At 71.4% G+C, this 19,464-nt stretch carries 18 protein-coding genes; 9 read left to right on the plus strand and 9 right to left on the minus strand.

From position 1 onward, the window contains the following. The first annotated feature begins 157 nt into the window (after positions 1-157). From OHT01_RS03895 to OHT01_RS03915, 5 genes are all read left to right on the plus strand, one after another. Positions 158-1,495, plus strand: coding sequence for a flavin-containing monooxygenase (locus OHT01_RS03895; RefSeq protein ID WP_328551691.1), 1,338 nt, complete (start codon positions 158-160; stop codon positions 1,493-1,495). A gap of 242 nt (positions 1,496-1,737) precedes the next feature. Further along, positions 1,738-2,253, plus strand: coding sequence for a SigE family RNA polymerase sigma factor (locus tag OHT01_RS03900; RefSeq protein WP_328551692.1), 516 nt, complete (start codon positions 1,738-1,740; stop codon positions 2,251-2,253). 8 nt (positions 2,254-2,261) lie between these two features. Further along, the gene (locus OHT01_RS03905; protein ID WP_328551693.1) at positions 2,262-2,783 is read left to right on the plus strand and encodes a hypothetical protein; all 522 of its coding nucleotides are present in this window, start codon (positions 2,262-2,264) and stop codon (positions 2,781-2,783) included. A 317-nt stretch (positions 2,784-3,100) separates the two neighbouring features. Continuing rightward, complete coding sequence (locus tag OHT01_RS03910; protein ID WP_328558014.1) at positions 3,101-4,327, plus strand: bifunctional glycosyltransferase family 2/GtrA family protein; 1,227 nt, start codon at positions 3,101-3,103, stop codon at positions 4,325-4,327. 359 nt (positions 4,328-4,686) lie between these two features. Next, positions 4,687-5,868: a hypothetical protein gene (locus OHT01_RS03915; RefSeq protein WP_328558015.1), complete on the plus strand. Its 1,182-nt coding sequence runs from the start codon at positions 4,687-4,689 to the stop codon at positions 5,866-5,868. 72 nt (positions 5,869-5,940) lie between these two features. Here the strand turns inward: OHT01_RS03915 and OHT01_RS03920 are convergent, their stop codons facing one another. From OHT01_RS03920 to OHT01_RS03930, 3 genes are all read right to left on the minus strand, one after another. After that, positions 5,941-6,270 (minus strand): antibiotic biosynthesis monooxygenase family protein, encoded by a 330-nt coding sequence (locus tag OHT01_RS03920; protein WP_328551694.1) that lies wholly within the window; start codon positions 6,268-6,270, stop codon positions 5,941-5,943. A gap of 66 nt (positions 6,271-6,336) precedes the next feature. Then, positions 6,337-7,335 (minus strand): type I glyceraldehyde-3-phosphate dehydrogenase, encoded by a 999-nt coding sequence (gap, locus tag OHT01_RS03925; protein WP_328551695.1) that lies wholly within the window; start codon positions 7,333-7,335, stop codon positions 6,337-6,339. 179 nt (positions 7,336-7,514) lie between these two features. Then, positions 7,515-8,474: a GlxA family transcriptional regulator gene (locus OHT01_RS03930; RefSeq protein WP_328551696.1), complete on the minus strand. Its 960-nt coding sequence runs from the start codon at positions 8,472-8,474 to the stop codon at positions 7,515-7,517. Between the two features lie 373 nt (positions 8,475-8,847). Here OHT01_RS03930 and OHT01_RS03935 point away from each other — a divergent pair, with 373 nt between their 5' ends. After that, on the plus strand, positions 8,848-10,020 hold the full coding sequence (locus tag OHT01_RS03935) for an amidase domain-containing protein (RefSeq protein ID WP_328551697.1): 1,173 nt from the start codon (positions 8,848-8,850) through the stop codon (positions 10,018-10,020). A 76-nt stretch (positions 10,021-10,096) separates the two neighbouring features. Here OHT01_RS03935 and OHT01_RS03940 read toward each other — a convergent pair whose 3' ends face one another. Next, a complete protein-coding gene (locus OHT01_RS03940; RefSeq protein WP_328551698.1) occupies positions 10,097-10,462 on the minus strand; it encodes a DoxX family protein in 366 nt (121 codons plus the stop codon). 107 nt (positions 10,463-10,569) lie between these two features. Here OHT01_RS03940 and OHT01_RS03945 point away from each other — a divergent pair, with 107 nt between their 5' ends. Then, positions 10,570-10,947, plus strand: a complete 378-nt coding sequence (locus OHT01_RS03945) for a winged helix-turn-helix transcriptional regulator (protein ID WP_328551699.1) — start codon at positions 10,570-10,572, stop codon at positions 10,945-10,947. A 30-nt stretch (positions 10,948-10,977) separates the two neighbouring features. Here OHT01_RS03945 and OHT01_RS03950 read toward each other — a convergent pair whose 3' ends face one another. Then, entirely contained in the window at positions 10,978-12,381 is a 1,404-nt protein-coding gene (locus OHT01_RS03950; protein WP_328551700.1) for an FG-GAP-like repeat-containing protein, read from the minus strand. Positions 12,382-12,723: 342 nt separating this feature from the next. On the opposite strand from OHT01_RS03950, the gene OHT01_RS03955 reads away from it, so the two are divergent. Together OHT01_RS03955 and OHT01_RS03960 are read left to right on the plus strand one after the other, a co-directional pair. Then, on the plus strand, positions 12,724-13,899 hold the full coding sequence (locus OHT01_RS03955; protein ID WP_328551701.1) for an epoxide hydrolase family protein: 1,176 nt from the start codon (positions 12,724-12,726) through the stop codon (positions 13,897-13,899). Positions 13,900-15,034: 1,135 nt separating this feature from the next. Further along, positions 15,035-15,844 (plus strand): AfsR/SARP family transcriptional regulator, encoded by an 810-nt coding sequence (locus OHT01_RS03960; RefSeq protein ID WP_328551702.1) that lies wholly within the window; start codon positions 15,035-15,037, stop codon positions 15,842-15,844. 11 nt (positions 15,845-15,855) lie between these two features. Here OHT01_RS03960 and OHT01_RS03965 read toward each other — a convergent pair whose 3' ends face one another. The 4 genes from OHT01_RS03965 to OHT01_RS03980 are packed head-to-tail and all read right to left on the minus strand — an operon-like array spanning position 15,856 to position 19,462. Then, positions 15,856-16,668: a sirohydrochlorin chelatase gene (locus tag OHT01_RS03965; RefSeq protein ID WP_328558016.1), complete on the minus strand. Its 813-nt coding sequence runs from the start codon at positions 16,666-16,668 to the stop codon at positions 15,856-15,858. Then, positions 16,668-17,555, minus strand: a complete 888-nt coding sequence (locus OHT01_RS03970; protein ID WP_328551703.1) for an ABC transporter permease — start codon at positions 17,553-17,555, stop codon at positions 16,668-16,670. Before OHT01_RS03970 ends, OHT01_RS03965 begins: the two co-directional genes overlap by 1 nt. Next, positions 17,542-18,336 carry an ABC transporter ATP-binding protein gene (locus OHT01_RS03975; protein ID WP_328551704.1) on the minus strand — a complete coding sequence of 265 codons (795 nt, stop codon included), beginning with the start codon at positions 18,334-18,336 and terminating at the stop codon, positions 17,542-17,544. The genes OHT01_RS03970 and OHT01_RS03975 overlap by 14 nt, the downstream gene beginning before the upstream one ends. Positions 18,337-18,352: 16 nt before the next feature. Continuing rightward, complete coding sequence (locus tag OHT01_RS03980) at positions 18,353-19,462, minus strand: aliphatic sulfonate ABC transporter substrate-binding protein (RefSeq protein WP_328551705.1); 1,110 nt, start codon at positions 19,460-19,462, stop codon at positions 18,353-18,355. Between the last annotated feature and the right edge of the window lie 2 nt (positions 19,463-19,464).

Raw genomic sequence — 19,464 nt, forward strand, 5'->3', positions numbered from 1 at the left:
CGATGGGGGCGGCTGTCAACGAGTCGTACAGGAAACGCTATTGGCTCCACACGCGCCCGAACCGGTTCTGGGTGCAGGGTCATTGACAGACCGCATGCCACGCAGCAGCCTGTGACCACCCGGTCATGTGACCGGGTGGTCACAGGAAGGGGCGGACATGGAAAGGGTGTGTGTGATCGGGGCGGGCTCGTCCGGGATCGCGGCCTGCCAGGTGCTCGCGGCGCGCGGTATCCCGTACGACTGCTACGAGACCGGCTCCGAGGTGGGCGGCAACTGGCGCTATCTGAACGACAACGGGATGTCGTCCGCCTACCGCTCCCTGCACATCAACACCTCGCGCCAGATCATGGAGTACGCAAGCTTCCCCATGCCGCAGGACTGTCCGCTCTACCCCGGCCACGCGCACATCGCCCGGTACTTCGACAGCTTCGTGGACCACTTCGGGCTGCGGCCGTCGATCTCCTTCCGCACCGAAGTGGTCCGCGTGGAGCAGGTTCCGGGCGGGCGGTGGAGCGTGACGACCCGCCACCGCGACTCGGGCGAGACGGCCGAACGGATCTACGGAGCCGTCCTGGTCGCCAACGGCCATCACTGGAAGCCCCGTTGGCCCGGGCCGTCGCTGCCGGGAGCCGAGGACTTCACCGGCACGCAGACGCATGCGCACGACTACCGGACACCGGAGGCGTTCGCCGACCGCCGGGTCCTCGTCCTCGGTATCGGCAACTCCGCCTGCGACATCGCGGTGGAGACCTCGCGGGTGTCCCGGCGGACGGTGCTCGCCATGCGCCGCGGCGCGCACATCCTGCCCAAGTACCTGTTCGGCGTGCCCACCGACCATCTCACCGGCTCCTGGCTGGCACGGGCTCCGCTGTCCGTGCAGGAGCACGGTCTGCGGCTCATGCTGCGGCTCAGCCGGGGCAGGCTGAAGGACTACGGGCTGCCGACGCCCCGCCATCGCGTGCTGGGGGCCCATCCGACCATCTCCGACGACCTGCTGTCGCGCCTCGGCCACGGCGACATCGCCGTGCGGCCCGCTCCCGTACGACTGGAGGGCGACCGGGTGACGTTCGAGGACGGGAGTACGGAGGAGATCGACGCGATCGTCTACTGCACGGGCTACGACATCGCGTTCCCGTTCCTGAAGGACGAGGTGATCGACCCGTCCGACAACGACATCGACCTCTACCACCGGGTGGTCGCGCCGGACCGTCCCGGCCTCTACTTCATCGGGCTGGTCCAGCCCCTCGGCGCGATCATGCCGCTCGCGGAGGCCCAGTCGCACTGGGTCGCGGACCTGCTGGAGGGCCGGTGCGCGCTGCCCGGACCCGAGCGGATGCGCCAGGAGACCCGGGCGTACCGCGCGGGGCTCGCGCGCCGCTACGTCACCTCGACCCGGCACACCATCCAGGTCGACGCGCAGGCCTACCTCCGGGAGCTGCGGGCCGAACGGCGCAGGGGCGGGGCCCGGGTCCGGCGGCGGGCCGCCGGCCGCTGAGAACCCGGCCCGCAGGGCGGCCGTGCGGGGGCATCGCCGTGCGCGATGCCCCCGCTCGCGTGTCCGCCCCCGCCGAGCTCCCCAACTCACCCTGGGCGCACGCCTGTTCCGCGCCCGGACCGCAGCAGAGCTCAGCGGACCCCGCCCGCGTGACCCAGATCACCCGGCCGGGGTGCATAGTGCGGTGCCCTCCAGCGTCTTTCCCCAGGTGTACGAAGGCGGCAAGCACGGGGACGGTGCGGATGGAACAGGCAAGAGCCGAGGGGATCGACGGCTTCGACGGGTTCGTCGCGGCCCGTTGGTCGGCGCTGTTCCACCTCGCCCGCCTGCTCTGCGCGGGTGACCGGCACCGCGCCGAGGATCTGCTCCAGGAGGCACTGGTCAAACTCTGGTTCGTCTGGCCGAAGATCGCCGACGAGGCACCCGAGGCGTACGTGCGCAAGGTGCTGGCACGCGCCGCCGCCCGCTCCGCCCGGCGGCGGTGGTGGGGCGAACGCCCCGTGGAGGCGCTGCCGGATCTGGCGCACACCGGCGACGAGTCCGCGGCCGTGGTGGAACGGTCGCGGCTGGAAGCGGCTCTGGCCCAACTCCCGTCCCGGCAACGGGCGGCCGTCGTGCTGCGCTACTACCAGGATCTGCCCGAACGGCAGGTCGCGGAGGTCCTGGGCTGCCCGCTCGGCACCGCCCGTTCCCACGCGTCACGCGGTGTGGCGCGGCTGCGCCAGATCCTGACGGATGTCATCGAGCCGGTGGGGTGAAGGGAAGCATGGATCACTTCGAGCGGGAGTTGGCGCGGATGATGCGCGACTCCCAGGAACACACCCCCTTCGAGCCCGCACAGCAGAACAGCCTCCGGGCCGGTGTGCGCGTCCGCCGCCGGGTCCGCGCGGCGCGACGGGCGGCGAGCTGCGTCCTGGCCGCCGCCGGGGTCGGCGTCGGCCTGTTCCTGCTGCCGCACACCCCGGAACACGACGTGCCGCTGGGCCCCGTACCGCGGCCCGCGACCAGCCCCACCGCCCGGTACGCCGAACCGTCACCGACCCCGTCGTCGAGCGGGACCCCCACCGGGTCGGCCACCGCCACGGCCCAGAACACCGCCGGAACCTCCGGTCCGCCCGACTCGCCCAGCGCGACCGGGAGTTCGACCTCGGTGTCCTCCGGCCCCGGGGGAACCGAGACGACCAGTGCGCCCCCTACGGCGCCGGTGACGCCGAGCGAGACTCCGTCGTCGCCGCCCGCGTCGATCGACGAACCGTCGTCCTCGGCCGACGCGACCAGCTCCGGGTAGCTCCGGCACGACCTCCGCCGGACCGCCCCCGGGCCCGTCCGGCGATCCACCCCCATCCGCACACCGTCGGCGCAGTTCGGCCATGAGTGTCCTCGGCCTGCCTCGCGACGGAGAACAGAACAGGACGAAACATGACGAAGGCATTGTGGTCCGCTCCCCGGGACTTCGAGGGCCTCGCGGACTCCGAGGACCGCGATCGGGGACTGCCCATGGAGCGAGATCCCCGAAAACGGCGGCCTGTCGACCGCCGCCTCGGCATCGGCCGCCTCCGTGCCGGCCGACACCCCGTCGAGCGCCTGTCCGTCGACGGACACCCCGTGGACCGCCTGCCCGTTCGCCTTCCGTTGCCGGCGGAGCACACGGAGCCCGTCCTGGACGTGGTCGTCCCCGTGTTCAACGAGGAGAAGGATCTGGAACCGAGTGTGCGGCGCCTGCACGCGCACCTGCGCGACACGTTCCCGTACCCGTTCCGCATCACCGTCGCCGACAACGCCAGCACCGACGCCACCCCGCGGATCGCCGCCCGGCTGGCCGCCGAACTGCCCGAGGCCACTTGGATACGGCTCGACGAGAAGGGACGCGGCCGGGCTCTGCGCACCGCGTGGGCGGGCTCGAACGCCCCGGTGCTCGCCTACCTGGACGTGGATCTGTCCACCGAACTGAACGCGCTCCTGCCGCTGGTGGCCCCGCTGATATCCGGGCACTCCGACATCGCCATCGGCTCCCGGCTGGCCCGCGGCTCCCGGGTGACCCGCGGCCCCCGGCGCGAGATCATCTCCCGTTGCTACAACGCCCTGTTGCGGTCCACTCTCGCCGTCGGCTTCTCCGACGCGCAGTGCGGCTTCAAGGCCGTCCGCCGCGATGTGGCCGAACGCCTGCTGCCCCTGGTGGAGGACTCGGGGTGGTTCTTCGACACCGAGCTGCTGGTGATCGCGGAACGCGCCGGACTGCGTATCCACGAGGTACCGGTCGACTGGGTGGACGACCCCGACAGCCGGGTCGACCTGGTCTCCACGGCCGTGGCCGACCTGCGCGGCATCGCGAGGATCGGCCGCTCGCTGGCCCGCGGCACACTGCCGACCGCACGGCTCGGGCGCTCCTCCGAGAACGCGCAACCCGCTTCACTGACCGCGCAGTTGCTGCGGTTCGGCGCCGTCGGCGCGGTGAGCACGCTCGGCTACGTCCTCCTGTACGCGGCCCTGCGCCCGGTGACGGGGCCTCAGGCGGCCAACGCCTGGGCACTGCTGGTCTGCGCCGTCGCCAACACGGCCGCGAACCGCAGGGTCACCTTCGGGCTGCGCGGCCGGGGCGGAGCGCTGCGCCACCAGGCCAAGGGGCTGGCGGTGTTCGGCCTCGGCCTGGCCCTCACCGGCGGCGCTCTGGCCGCGCTGCACCGCTGGACGCACCAACCCGGGCGGTCCGCCGAGATCATGGTGCTGATCGCCGCCAACCTGGCCGCGACGCTGGTGCGTTTCCTGCTCCTGCGCACCTGGGTGTTCACCGCCGACGCCCACGGCGACACCACGGGAGCCGGGCCGCGATGAACGACTCCGGCCCGCCGAACACCCCGGCACGACAGCACAACAGGCCGCGCTCCGGCGTCCGTTGGCCCCGCAGCGAGCAGCCGGACGCCCCGAGGCCGCCCCACGGCACCGGCTCGGCACCCGGCATCCGTGCGACGTACGACACCGGCTCGGCTCACGGCCTGTGCTCGACACACGACACCGGTTCGACGAACGGCCTGTGCTCGACGCACGGCATCCGTCCGCACGGCGAGGAGACCGCCGCGCACTCCTCCGGCGCACCCGCCGCCGCCTGGGCCCGCGCCAGCGCCCGCGAGGGCTGGACGCGGCTGTGCCGGGCGGCGAGGCCGCACGCCCCGGTCCTCGCGCTGTACGGCACGATGAAGCTCATCGGCTTCTGCGTCTTCATGTACCTGCTGGACTCCTCCGGGGACTTCCGCCGGAAGAACCCGCGCTTCGGAGGCGGCGCCCACACCTGGGACGTCCTGGCCACCTGGGACGGCTGGTGGTACCAGCAGATCGCCGCGCACGGCTACCATCCCGCCCTCGTACCCGTACCCGGCGCCACCGGCCTGATCACCCTTGAGGGCAACTCAGCGGCGTTCTTCCCGCTGTACCCCGCCCTGATGCGCCTCGTCTCCTCCTGCACCGGGCTCGGGCTGCTCGGCGCGGGCCTGGTGGTCTCCGTCGCCGCCTCGTTCGTCGCCGCCCTGGCCGTCCACGCCGTGACCGCCCGGATCAGCGGCCGGCGCGCCGGGCTGGCCGCCGCCGGGCTGTGGGCCGTGTGGCCCGGCTCCGGCATGGAGTGGTCCGGCTATTCGGAGTCCCTCTACGTCGCCCTCGCCGCCTGGGCCTGCTACGCCGTCATGCGCCGGAACTGGATCACCGCCGGCCTCCTGACCTGCGCCGCGGGCCTCACCCGGCCGACGGCCACCGCACTGATCGCGGCACTCACCCTCGCCGTACTGGTGGAGCTGCTCCGGCAGCGGCGCGCGGTACGCCGTTGGGGAGGCTCCCCCGCTCCGGACGGGTCGGGGCGCCCGGACGCGGTCCTGCGCCCGCTGGCGGCGGTGGTGATCGCCCCTCTCGGTCTGGTCGGCTACCTCGGCTGGGTGGGCTACCGCATGGGCGACTACGGCGGGTACTTCAAACTGCAGGACGGCGCCTGGGCCCACACGTTCGACTACGGCCGGCACACCGTCAAGGTGCTCACCTCGCTCATGGTCGGCCACTACGACTACCTCTACGCCTACCCCTTCGAAGACGTCATCGCCGCGGGCACCGTCCTGCTGGCCCTGCTCGCCCTGCCGCTGCTGTTCCGGCTGCGCCCACCGCTCGTCCTGACCGTCCACACCGTCCTGACGACGGCGCTCGTCCTCGGGAGCCAGCAGATCTTCGGCAACGTCTCCCGCTATCTGCTCCCGGCCTTCCCCCTGCTCATCCCCTGCGCCACCGCCATGCGCCGGCTCAGCACGCCGGTGCTGTGCACGGTCCTCACGATCGCGGCCCTCGCGTCCGGCTCCTACGCCGGATACGTCCTGTTCGAAATCGGCATTCCGTGACGAGCACCCGTGCTACGTGCGGCCGGCCCGCGGCGCGGAAGCGCCACGGGCCGGTGGGTGCCGACGATCCGCCTACGGCTGGGCCGGCGCCGCCTGCTGCACGACCTCGAAGGACCACAGAGTGGAGCCACTGGCCGCCGGCTTGGGACGCTCGGCGCCCTGCGCGTCACCGCCCTGGTGGGCGGCCTTCATCGGGCCCTCCATCCAGGCCTGGAACGATTCCTCGTCGCGCCACCGGGTGTAGACGAGATAACTGTCGGTGCCTTCGACGGGCCGGAGGAGTTCGAACCACTCGAACCCGTCGGAGCCCTCGACGGCATGGGCGCGGGAGGCGAAGCGCTTCTCCAGCGTCTCCCGCTGCTCGGCGGGTACGGCCAGTACGTTGATCTTGACTACGCTCATCCCCCCATCCTGCCGCACCACGGTCGGCGCGAGGCTCATGGGCCGACCGACGGCTGCGGGATCGGGTCAGGCGTTGGTGAGGAGCTGGAGCGTGTCGATCACTCGGTTGGAGAAGCCCCACTCGTTGTCGTACCAGGCGACCACCTTGATGTGACGGCCGTCGACGCGGGTGAGGGCCGAGTCGAAGATCGACGAGGCCGGGTTGCCCGTGATGTCGGACGACACGAGCGCGTCCTCCGAGTATTCGAGAACACCCGCGAGCGGGCCCTCGGCCGCGGCGCGGTAGGCCGCGAGGACCTCGTCACGCGTCACATCGCGGGCCACGGTCGTGTTGAGCTCGACGATCGAGCCCACCGGGACCGGCACCCGGATCGAGTCGCCCGACAGCTTGCCTTCGAGGTTCGGCAGCACGAGGCCGATCGCCTTGGCGGCACCGGTCGTGGTCGGCACGATGTTGACGGCGGCGGCACGAGCACGGCGGGCGTCGCGGTGCGGCCCGTCCTGCAGGTTCTGCTCCTGGGTGTACGCGTGCACCGTCGTCATGAACCCGTGCTCGATGCCCGCGAGATCGTCGAGCACCGCGGCCAGCGGCGCGAGCGCGTTCGTGGTGCACGACGCGTTGGAGACGATCGTGTGCGCGGCCGGATCGTAGGCGTCGTTGTTGACACCGAACGCGAGGGTCACGTCGGCGCCCTCCGCCGGCGCGCTGACGAGGACCTTCCTCGCTCCGGCGTCGAGGTGCGCCCCGGCGGCCTTGGCCGAGGTGAAACGGCCGGTGGCCTCCAGTACGACGTCGACGGCGAGCTCGGCCCAGGGCAGCTCTCCCGGTTCGCGCTCGGCCAGCACCCTGATGCGCCGGCCGTCGACGACGAGGGTGTCCCCGTCGACGGTCACCGGGCGGCCGAGCCGGCCGGACGTCGAGTCGTAGGCGAGCAGCCGCGCGAGCGTGGCGGGCTCGGTGAGGTCGTTGACCGCGACGACCTCCAGGTCGGTGTCGCGTTCCAGCAGCGCGCGCAGCACATTGCGTCCGATGCGGCCAAATCCGTTGATGGCGATACGAGTCATGAGTGGTGTCCCTTCGGCTCCCCTCCAGGTTCGCGCGCCGCATCGGGCCATGACAGCGGCGAGATCGCCACGGTCCGCAAGGATCGCGCCACCGGACTACTGGGCCCGTACGGATCGCGCCACCGGGTGACAGGGGCCCGCACGGAACACGCCGGCCCGTGACGGGGCTCGTCGGTCGCCTACTCGCCGCGGGTGAACGTGCGCCGGTATTCACTCGGCGTGGTGCCGAGGATCCGCTGGAAGTGCAGCCGCAGATTGGCGCCGGTGCCGAGACCCACACCGGCGGCGATCTGCTCGACGCTCCATTGCGAACGCTCCAGGAGCTCGCGGGCCATGTCGATGCGGGCGCGCATGACCCATTGCATGGGCGTGTAGCCCGTGTCGTCGGCGAAGCGTCGCGAGAAGGTCCGCGGCGACACGGCGGCGTGCTGGGCGAGCGCCTCCAGCGAGAGGGGTTCGCCGAGCCGGTGCAGCGCCCACTCGCGGGTGGCGGCGAATCGTTCGCCCAGCGGCTCGGGGACGCTGCGCGGCACGTACTGCGCCTGGCCGCCACTGCGGTAGGGGGCCGCGACGAGACGCCGGGCCGCATGGTTCGACGCGGCCACTCCGAGGTCGCCGCGCAGGATGTGCAGGCACAGGTCGATGCCCGAGGCCGCGCCGGCCGACGTGAGCACGCTTCCCTCGTCGACGAAGAGGACGTTCTCGTCGACCTTGATGAGCGGATGTCTCGCCGCGAGCGCCCGCGTGTAGTGCCAGTGCGTCGTGGCGCGTCTGCCGTCGAGCAGCCCCGTGGCGGCGAGCGCGAACGCCCCTGTCGAGATGGCGGCGAGGCGCGCGCCCCGCTCATGGGCCCCGATCAGCGCGTCGACGACGGCCCTTGGCGGGTCCTCGCGGTCCGGAGACCGGTAGCCGGGGACGAAGACGAGTTCGGCCCAGGCGAGTTGTTCGAGGCCGTGGGCCACGTGGTACGAGAGGCCGTCGCCGCCGGTCACGAGACCGGGTGCCGCGCCGCACACCCGTACCTCGTACGGCATGCTCGCCCGGGTGGTGAACACCTGGGCGGCGATACCGACATCGAGTGGTTTGGCACCTTCGAGCACGAGGACGGCGACGCGACGCAGGGGGGAAGCTGATGGCACGGTGACGAGGGTACGTGGGCGGGCGGATCACGGCGGTCCGACGTGCTCGCGCCGACCGCTCTCGTGCCCCTCTCCTGCCGGCCTCTCGACACTTGAGGGCGTGTCAACCCTCCGATACGGCAGGTGGCAGCGGTGTCTGACGCCCTGCCAGGGGGGACGGCGGGTGTCCGGCACGGTCGGCCGAACGGGCCGGGAAGCGACGGCCGGACACCGACGGGTCCTGCCTGTTGCGGGGATTGCCCGCCCGAGCGCGGAGCTGCGGCTTTCCGTGGTCTCACCTGGATACCGCTTCGGCAACCCCCTTCACAGGAGCCACACACGCCGTGCGAGGATGCGGCTCCGGTATCGAATACCGGCGTAGAGGGGAACACCATTGAAATCAAGGAAACTGAGCCGTAAGCGGCAACGCGCAACCATAGTCGGGGCGGCGGCCGCCTCGGTCGTCGCCGGCGCAGCTCTGCTGCCCAACTGGTCCGCGGGCGCGGCGAGTGTCACCGCCGACCCCAAGGTGGACGCGTCGACGAAGGCGACCTTCCAGCGGTTGGCGGACGCGGTCTTCACCGACCGTACCGACGCCCTGGTGGCCGACGACGGGGCGAAGCGGAAGACCTCGCGGTTCTCCGGCGAGGTGCGCCTGTCCTCGGCCCAGTCGCGTGCCGAGAAGTCCGCGCTGACGAAGCTGGAGGACCGCAAGGCCCGTCTGGCGGCGCTCGGCGAGAAGTACCGCTCGGCCAACACGACTGTGGTTCTGGACCGTACGCAGGTGAAGGGCCGTCACGCCAGCGTCGACGTCACCGAGACGACGACGCTGGCCTACGACAAGGCCAAGGGCACCGAGCCGAAGACCACCGGCTTCGCTGCGCACCACACGCTCACGTTCAAGGCCGACCGCAAGGGCGACTGGCAGCTCACGAACATCCGTGACACGGACGACGGGGTGGCGGTCAACCAGGTCGCGGCCACCACGTACGTGGCCACGCCGATGACCGGCGACAGCACTCCGCCGGCCGCGACCCGTTCCGCCATCACGCAGCCCGCGCCGGCCAAGCCGAAGAACTTCTCGGCCACCGGTCTGGACTACAAGGCCATGGCGACGTACGCGGCGAAGTACTGGAACAACTACAACCCGGCCTACCCGAACTTCAACGGGGAGGGAGCCGGCGGCGACTGCACCAACTTCGTCAGCCAGACCCTGAAGGCCGGCGGCTGGAAGCACGTTCCCGGTTACACGAACGACTTCCACAAGTGGTTCGGCAACTCCGACATCCAGTCGGACTCGTTCGTCGGCGTCAACGAGTTCTCGTGGTTCGCCCTGTCCTCCAAGCGGGCCACCAGCCTCGCCAACGTCTATCAGGCCGACGTCGGTGACGTCATCCAGATGGACTTCAACAAGGACGGGTCCAAGGACCACACGATGATCGTCACGTACCGCAGCCCGCAGGGCGTGCCGTATGTGTCGTACCACTCCACCAACACCTACAACAGGTCGTTGGCGAGCATCATCGCGTCGTACCCGAACGCGGCGTACTACGCCTACCGCACCTGAGCGGTCGCGGTCCCGGGGCGGGAGGCCGGCATCACGTGCCGGGCTCCCGCCCTTCGCGTTGCGTGCGCCGTACCGGTCAGAGCCGGACGGTCCCCAGCCAGACGGCCGCCGCGGCGGCCACCAGCAGGACGATGTTGAGTCCGAGCACCCGTATCTCGCCGCGCGTCACATGGACGACGATTCCGCCGACCTGGATCAGGACGAGACCGCTCGCCGCGGCGACGGCGAGCCACGGCGCGATCCCGGTGAGCGGCGGCAGGATCAGGCCCGCGGCACCGAGGACCTCCAGCGTCCCGATGAGCCGGACCGCCGGCATCGGAACGCGGTCGACCCACCCCATCATGGGCTGGAGCTGCTCCTGGCTCCGCAGGATCTTCAGGCCTCCGGCGTAGAGGTAGAAGGCCGCCAGCAGCGCTGCGACGATCCAGTAGGCGACGTCCATGATGGCCCCTTGCACGATGGTTACCAGGCGTAAGTGGCCTCATGATGGGTCACTGCCGGAACGCGTGCAAAAGGCACACGGGTGTGCGCGAGGAACAAGGAGCTGTCATGTCGCAGTACGAGGACACGTGCATGATCCGCGGGGACGGCGGGCGGACGATCCGCGCCGTGCTCGACCGGATCTGCGACAAGTGGACGCTGCTGATCGTGACGACCCTGGAGCGGGGGCGGCTGCGCTTCACCGACCTGCAGCGGCAGGTACCGGGTATCTCGCAGCGCATGCTGACGCTGACTCTGCGGAACCTGGAGCGCGACGGTCTGGTGTCCCGGACGGTGTACGCGGAGGTCCCGCCCCGCGTCGAGTACGCGCTGACCCCCACCGGGCAGAGCCTCATCCCGCCGGCGCTCGCCCTGGCCGGCTGGGCGATCGAGCACATCGCGGAGATCGAGGCCAGCAGGACCGCGTATGGGGAACGGTCCGGCTGAATCCGATGGGGCGGGGGTCCCGCGCCGGGCTCAGCGCTGGAAGGCGGCGCCGAGGGCCGCGCCGGTGACGGGCGCCGCGAGGGTGTGCGGTCCGTAGCTCACCGCTCCGGTCGCGGTGACGCCCGAGGCGGTGCCCGGGAAGACCCAGACGCCCCCGGAACCGCTGTTCTCCTTCGGCGCCGAGACGACGACGTACCCGCCGACGACGGCCGTGCGGCCGCCGAAGGCGTCACCGTTCTCCGCCGTACCGGGCACTCCTGCCGTGTTCTGGCTGAAGACCTGGACCGCGGTGCCGGTGAGGCCCGCCCGGCTCCCCCGCAGGACGGCGAAGGTGCCGGCGTCGGTCCGCCCGGCGTGGTCCTCGCCGGGCACTCCGGCGACGACGTCGGCGTAGCCGTCGCCGGTGACGTCGCCGACGGAGACGTCGGTGCCGAACCGGTCGCCGCTCTCCCCCGTACCGGGGACACCGGGGGTGTCCTGGCCGATCAGGGTGGCCCGCGCCGCGAACCCGTTCGCCGTGCCCCGCACCACCCCCACGAGGCCGCCGCCGCCGGCGGTACTGCGGCCGAAGACGACGTCCTGGCGCCCGTCGTGGTCGACGTCGCCGAGGGCGATGCTGTCGGCGGAGACGGTGTCGGGCGCGGCTATGAGCGGCCCCGCCACCAGACCGTCGTGGGTGCCTCGCAGCAGTTGGAGCCGAGGGGGCGGGACCGCGCCGCCGTCGTCCGAGTCCCACGAACCACTGCTGACGACCAGGTCGGTCGTGCCGTCTCCGTCCACGTCACCCGCCGCCATGGCGTAGACGTGGACGTCCAGGTCCACGAGGGGTCCGGTGCGGGCCGCGGCGCCGGTCCGGCTGATGGGGCCGTACCGGGTCTCGTAGGCCGTCGCCAGGTCCAGGTGTCCGTCCCCGTCGAAGTCACCGGCCCGGGTCGCGTTCCTGCCCTCCCCGACGACGGCGGCGGTGGCGAGTCCGCCCACGCTGCCCCACAGGACGGTCTGCCGTCCGACGTCACGGGCGCTGCCCACGTCCTCGCCGGGAGACCCGACGACCAGGTCGGTGAAACCGTCGCCGTCCAGGTCCGCGGCCGTGAGGTCGCTGCCGAAGCGGTCACCGGCCTCCGCCGTGCCGGGGATTCCGTAGCGGTCCTGGCTGACGAGCTGGCGCTTGACGCCGTCCGGGCCCTTGCCCATGCCGTAGACGACGGCGAAGTACCCTGCTCCGGCCCTGCCGTTGACGGTGCCGCCCGGGGCGCCGATCGCCACGTCGAGGTATCCGTCACCGTCGAAGTCGGCGCGCACCGACCCCGTCGCGGTGGCCGCGAGGACACCCGCGGAGACGTCCTGCGGCGAGGCCGCAGCGGGCGCCACCCCCGTGGCGGACAGGGCGACGGCGGCGGCGACCACAGGCAGGCGAAGCTTTCGGGAGGACAAGGCGGACCCCTCGGGACGGTGGTGAGCGCTCGACCGGGCTGTGGACGCCCGGTGCCCCACAAGACCCGCGCAGGACCACGAAGGTTGTACGCCGCCCCTCCGCCTCGGATTCACCGGGACGCGGCTGTCCGGTCGTACCGGCGCGGCTGTGCGGCTGTGCGGCTGTGCGGCTGTGCGGACACTCTCCTGATGGAGGACGGCAACCCGGCCGCGGCGCCGTGCCGTCGAGGCCGGCCCGTACCGGCGAAGGAGGCGGGCCGCGGATTCGCGCTTCGCGGGAGGGCGCCACGCCCGCTCGGCGCGTTCGGGAACCGGCCCGGCCCGCTCCCTAGGATGCGACGCATGTCTGATGCCCCGCCCCGCCCCGAGCCGTTCAGTCCGCGGACCGACCCGTCCGTGCTCGACGACCTCCGCTCACGACTGCGCGGAACGCGCTGGCCGGACGCCCCCGAGGACGCCGGCTGGTCGCTCGGGACCGATGTCGGCTATCTCCGCGAGCTCGTCGCCTACTGGGCCGACGGCTTCGACTGGCCGGCGCGGGAGGCGGAGCTCGCGCGGCTTCCCCGTTTCCGCGTCCCGGTCGGCGGTCTCGGGATCCACTTCGTGCACGCCCGAGCCGTCGCACCGGCCGGGCCGGTCCTGCCGCTGGTGCTCAGCCACGGCTGGCCGGACTCGTTCTGGCGGTACACGAAGGTCATCCCGCTGCTGACCGATCCCGGCGCGCACGGGGGCGACCCCGCGGACGCGTTCGACGTGGTCGTGCCCGACATGCCTGGCTACGGATACTCCGACCGGCCCACCGGACCGCCGCTGGACTCCGTCTCGGTGGCCGGTCTGTGGGCCGAGCTCATGGGTGTCCTCGGCTACCGGCGCTTCGGCGCGGCCGGCGGTGACATCGGCAGTCATGTGAGCCGCTACCTCGCACTCGACCACCCCGACCGCGTCGTGGCCGTCCACCGCATGGACGGGGGCCTTCCCGTGTTCACCGGCGACCCCGCCGAGCTCACGCCCGAGGAGCGCGCGTGGATGGAGGGCGCGGGGGTCTGGGGCGGTACGGAGGGTGCGTACGCCGCCATGCATCGCACGAAGCCGCAGACCGCCGCCGTGGGGCTCACGGACTCGCCGGCCGGGCTCGCCGCCTGGATCGTCGAGAAGCTCCGGGCGTGGAGCGACTGCGACGGCGATGTCGAGCGGTCGTTCTCGAAGGACGAGATCCTCACGAACGTGACGCTGTACTGGCTCACGGGGACGATCGGTTCGTCGATGCGGATGTACCGCGCGAACGGGGCTATCCCGCCCGCGCAGCTCGCCCGCCGGGTGGAGGTGCCCTCCGGCTTCTCGATCTTCCCCGGCGACATGGTCCGCCCGCCGCGGGCGTGGCTGGAGCGCACGACGAACCTCACGCGTGTCACCGAACCGGCCCGCGGCGGCCACTTCGCCCCGTTCGAGGAGCCCGAGCTGTACGCGGAGGAACTACGGGCGTTCTTCCGCCCGTACCGGCCGAGGGCGACGCACTGACGCGACGCGTCCCGCTCGGCCGGGTCGCGCCGCAGGTCACTGGGTCCCGGGAACACCGATCGGCGTGCTCATGCGTTCCGTCGGCCCGCCGAAGCGCGGGACGAGCGCCCTCTCCCCTCCCCACCGACCCGCTCACCGCGAACACGACCGGATTTCTGCGGCCCGGCGGCCGGCGCAGGACTCCGTACCGGAACCCGGGAAGCCCTCGGACGCCTCCGCCTCGCCTCAATTCACCGCCGGCCGGAGCCACCGCGGCCCGGGTACTCCGCGACAAGCGCGGGATTGCTGCCGGATTCAACATCTTGGTATTCTTCACGGCACTGTCGGCTCCCTTCAGTCCGGTTCCCCAAGAAGCCCTTCCATGACCGCCGTTGCCGTGCGTCGTCCGGCTCTCCTGCGGGCGTTTCCTCCACCGGCGAGGACGGATTGTTCGACGGCCGACTTCTCGGCCGGGCAGGAACTTCTCGTCCCCGGGTGCCCTTCGCACCCACCGCCAGTGGAGATCGAGTCCCCCGCGCCGCACAATTTCTCGTGGCGTTCGGATCTCGTACCTCCGAGTCCGGTGTCCTGCCGGCATCGGGAGGCGGGAGATGGGCAAGTGGTCCTGGATCACGAGCTGTTGATCGGATGCGACAACGCGGTCACGGCGGCCGCGGCACCGCCCCCGGAGCCGGCGGGCATCCGGCGCGCGCCGGGTCGTGGTGCGGTCCATGGGGCGCGTTCCGCTCCGGCGGGCCCGCCGGATCCGGGGGATGAACCCTGCGGCTGCATTACGCCCCAGGACACGCGAACCCTCACAATCGCACGGCGGGAGGAGGCGCGAGGTGCCATAACTCGCCAAGTTCCCCACCTCCGTTGACGGGCCAAACAGTGGCTAAATATCATCGTTCTGAAGTTCGGTTAGAGGTCGATTGATCTGCATGTCTCGCGATTCGGGCCGATCCGGCCCCTTTCCGCGGGCATCGAACGGCACTGCATAAACGGGGGGATTCGTGATGTCAGGGGTCGAGACCGCCGGACCTTGTCCGGCGTTTTTCATTCCGGGAGAATTACCGGAGTTCAGATACAGGAATGTCCGGCCATTGCCCGATGGGCGGGTCGTATGCCGTCGTTTTTCTGTGGCGGGGGGCATTCCATGTTGTTTTTCTCCGTGCTAGGTCACGTCGAAGTACGCGCCCGTGACCGGGTGTTCCAGCTCGCCGGCGCCATGCAGCAGCTGTTGCTCGCGGCGCTTCTCGTCTCACGGGGCGAGCTCGTCACCGTGGACTCGCTCATCCTCGAACTGTGGGGCGGCAATCCACCGTCCAAGGTGCAGAACGCGCTCCAGGCCCAAGTGAGCAGGATCCGCAGGAGTCTGGCGCTGCTCGAACCCGAGCGGCCCGGATCACGGGTGATCACGACGCCCTCGGGCTATCTGTTCTCGGTCGGCCGACAGGAACTCGACGCGCATGTCTTCATGGACACCGTCGATCGTGTGAGGCGAACCGTCGCGGACGGCGCGTCGACGGACCCGGGCCAGGACGTACGTGAACTACGTCGGGCACTGGCGTTCTGGAGCGGCCCGGTATTCGGCGGCCTTCGTGTCGGACCCCTCTGCCAGGCTGTCGCGGCCCGGTACGTGGAGGCCAAGAACGCGGCACTCACCCTGCTCTTCGAGTTGGAGCTGAAGTCCGGCTCGCATGCCCGCATTCTTCCGGAACTGGCGGAGGCGTACGAGCAGAACCCCACGAACGAGAAACTCTGCATGCTCCTCATGGGGGCGCTCTACCGCTGCGGACGCCAGCGGGACGCGCTCGGCGTCTACCGCAAGTGCCGGCGCAACCTGGTCGACGACCTGGGGGTCGAACCGACACCCGCGCTGCGCCGCTACGAGAAGGCCATCCTCACCCACGACCCCGAGCTGCTCGGCGAACCCGTGGGGCACTCCGGCCGGATGGGGATGTGAGCCCTGCCGCGTCACGGCACAAAAGCCGTGACGCGCGGACGTGAACAGGCCTGATCGAACCGGTGCAGGACCGTCTCCACCACTTCCGGGGCGTCGCCGAGCACCGGCGCGACGAGATCGGCCCGCGCGGCACCCCGCGCTATGCGGTCGGTCAGGAACCCGGGAGCCAGGACGTAGCAGGCGACCGCCACCCGGGCACAGCCCAGGGCACGCAGCCGTCGCACGGCCCACGCGGTTCCGGCGCCGACGGCGCCGGAACCACCGACGGCCGGCGGCTCGTCGGCGGGCAGGGAGGCGAACGCGGGTCGCACGGCGCACCAGCCGGTGCGCCGCCACTCCCGCGCGATTTCCGCGATCACCGCGTTCGCCTCCGGATCGGAGGTTCCCGCCGAGGCCAGCACCAGCCCGGTCGAGGACTTGTCTCCGGGCGTCAACCCGGCCTCGTACAGCCGTCGTTCGAGAGCCCGCGACAGCGGCGGCGCGGGTCCGAGGACAGCGGCCTGCTCGATCCGCAGCTCCGGCGGCGACTGCCGCAGCAGCGCCGGGATGTCCGCCCTGGCGTGGAAGGCGCGACTCAACAGCAGTGGTACCGCGACGACTTCGCGCGCCACCCGCGCCTCCCCCGGTCCCGCGCGCCGCACCTCACTCGCCAGCGCCGTCAACACCCCCTGCACCGAGGGGACGTCGAAGTCCAGGAACGCGATCTCCACCCGCAGCCCCGGTCGCCGGGCGCGCACCCGCCCCGCAAGGGCGCGCAGCGTCTTGGCGTGCCGCGGATCGCGGCTGCCGTGGGCGACGGCGAGCAGCACGGGCTGCACCGGGATCACAACGCCCGCTCGAACAGACCTCGGCTGCGCAGGACACGCCGTTCCAGCGGGGAGAAGACCAGTACGTCGATGCCGATACCGACCAGCAGGATGAGGATGATCGTGGCGAGCACGCCCGACATGTCGCTGTAGGTCCGGAAGTTCTCCAGCAACTGGCCGAGACCAGTGCCGAGATCGGGCGAGCTGGCGATCAGTTCGGCGGCCATCAGGGAGCGCCAGGCGAACGCCCAGCCCTGCTTGAGTCCCGCGAGAAAGCCGGGGAGCGCGGCGGGGAGAAGTACATGGCGGACCGAGGCCAGTCCGGTGGCGCCGACGACCCGGCCCGCGCGCAGATACAGCGGCGGGGTCTGATCGACGCCCGCGACCAGGCCGTTGGCGATGGAGGGCACGGCGCCGAGCAGCACGACCGCGTACACGGTGGTGTCGGTGAGCCCGAACCAGATCATCGCGGCCGGTACCCAGGCCACCGACGGCAGCGACTGCAAACCCGACAGGATCGGCCCGATCGCCGCCCGGACGGGCCTGATCCGCGCGACCGCGAGACCGAGCGGTGTGCCGATCGCGATCGACATGCAGAAGCCGAGCGCCCCTCGGGAGACGCTGGTCCACACATAGCCGAACAGCGTGCCCTCCAGCCACAACTGCCGGATGGACCGGGCCACGTCGAGCGGACCGGGCAGGACGTGATCGGGCTTGAGATCCATGACGGCGGCGAGCTGCCAGGCGCCGATGATCAGAGCGACGGTGCACAGGGGCGGGAGCACGGTGGACAGGACCCGGCCCGCGAACGGGGTCCGTGCGGTGGCGGTGGGCCTCTCCAGCGCGTCGAGTCCCGCTTCGAGCCCGGCCAGACCGCTCGTGTCCTCGGTCTCACTGCCTGCCATGGCGGCGGATCTCCCCTCGCAGTTCCTCGGTGATCTCCACGGAGAGTTCGGCGACCGCGGAGTCCTCGATCCGGCGGGGCTGCGCGATGTCCACCGTCCATTGCCGGGCGATGCGCCCGGGGCGGGAGGTGAGCAGGACCACGCGCTGCGCGAGCCGCACGGCCTCACGGACGTTGTGCGTGACGAAGAGGACCGACAGTCCGGTCTCCGCCCAGACGCGGGTCAGTTCGTCGTGCAGTACGTCCCGGGTGATCGCGTCCAGGGCGGCGAACGGCTCGTCCATCAGCAGCAGCCGGCTGTCCTGGGCGAGGGCCCGCGCGAGTGCCACCCGCTGCCGCATACCACCGGACAGCTCGTGCACCCGCTTGCCGTACGACCCCTTCAGCCGGACGAGTTCGAGGAGCCGCTCCGCCTCCGGGCGCCGCTCCGCCCTGGGCAGGCCGCGCATGCGCAGCGCCAGTTCGATGTTCTTGCCCGCGGTCAGCCAGGGAAAGAGGGCGTGTTCCTGGAACATCAGGGCCGGGCGCCCGCCGGGCACGCCGATCGTCCCGCGGGTCGGCTCGTCGAGACCGGCGACCAGGTTGAGCAGCGTCGATTTGCCGCACCCCGAGGCGCCCAGCAGCGTGACGAACTCTCCGGTCGCCACATCGAGGGTGATGTCGTCCAGCACGGGCTGACCGGCCGGCCGGCCGAACGACTTCGACACACGGTCGAGCCGCGCGGCGGGGAGCGGCGCGTCACGGGCGGACTCGGGAGTCCGTTTGACGAGGTGGGTGGCCATGAGTGTCGCCTTCCGGTCAGTCGGCGCCGAGGCCGGCGTCGTCGACCGCGGGCCGTCCCGCGGCTCTGAGGGCCTTGTTGAGGGGCCGGAGGTCGTAGATGCGGTCGAGCAGCGGGTTCTGGAGCAGCCCGGCCGCGACCGCGTGGGCCGCTTCCTCGCGCAAGGTGGCGGCGAGCGGGTCGTCGAGGATCTGGACGTGGTCGAAGGCCATGTCCAGTACCTTCGGCGGCAGTTCCTTGCCCGAGTCGGCCTTCAGTCTCCTGTCGACGGAGGCCTTCGCCTGCTCGGGATGGGCGTTGATCCAGGCGTTGGTGCGCACGGAACCGCGCAGCAGTGCCTCCACGACATCGCGATGTCGTTTCAGGAACCGCTGGGAGACGATCATGTTCGTGATGACGAACCGCCCGTCCTTCCAGAGCTTCTTCTCGTCCACCAGGACCCTGCCCCCGGCAGCGACCAGCCGGGCCGCCGTCGGTTCCGGCACCCAGGCCCCGTCGAGGTCGCCCCGTTCGAAGAGGGCGGGGATCTCCTTGTTGTCGACGCGCTGGACCTTCACGTCTCCCCGCCCGCTCCGGGCGTCGACCTTGAGGCCCCGGCGCGCGAGGTAGTCGAGGAGGGCCACGTCCTGGGTGTTGCCGAGCTGCGGCGAGGCGATCGTCCGGCCTTTGAGCGCAGCCGGTGAACCGATCTTCCGGGGGTTCACCACCAGGCTGACGCCGCCCGAGGCCGAGCCCGAGATGATCCGCAGACTGGTGCCGTTGGACCTGGTGTAGCCGTTGATGGCGGGTGACGGGCCGATCCAGCCGATGTCGATCGCGCCCCCGTTCAACGCCTCGATCTCGGAGGGACCCGCGTCGAACGCCTGGGTCCTGATCTTCGTTCCCCCCAACTCCTTCTGGAAGAAGCCTTGTTGGAGACCGACGAGGGCGGTGGCATGGGTGATGTTCGGGAAGTATCCGATCCGCACCTGGTCCACTCCGCCGATCTTCGCGCCGGTCGCGAGGACGGCCGGGCGGCCCGCGTCCTCGGCCTGGGAGCCGTAGCCGCAGCTCGCGGCGGCGAGCACGGAGAGAAGGACTACGGGGAGACATCGCCTCGCGGAACGGATGGTGAGTGGGGCTGGCACGG

It is taken from the genome of Streptomyces sp. NBC_00358, assembly GCF_036099295.1.
Taxonomy (GTDB): Bacteria; Actinomycetota; Actinomycetes; order Streptomycetales; family Streptomycetaceae; genus Streptomyces.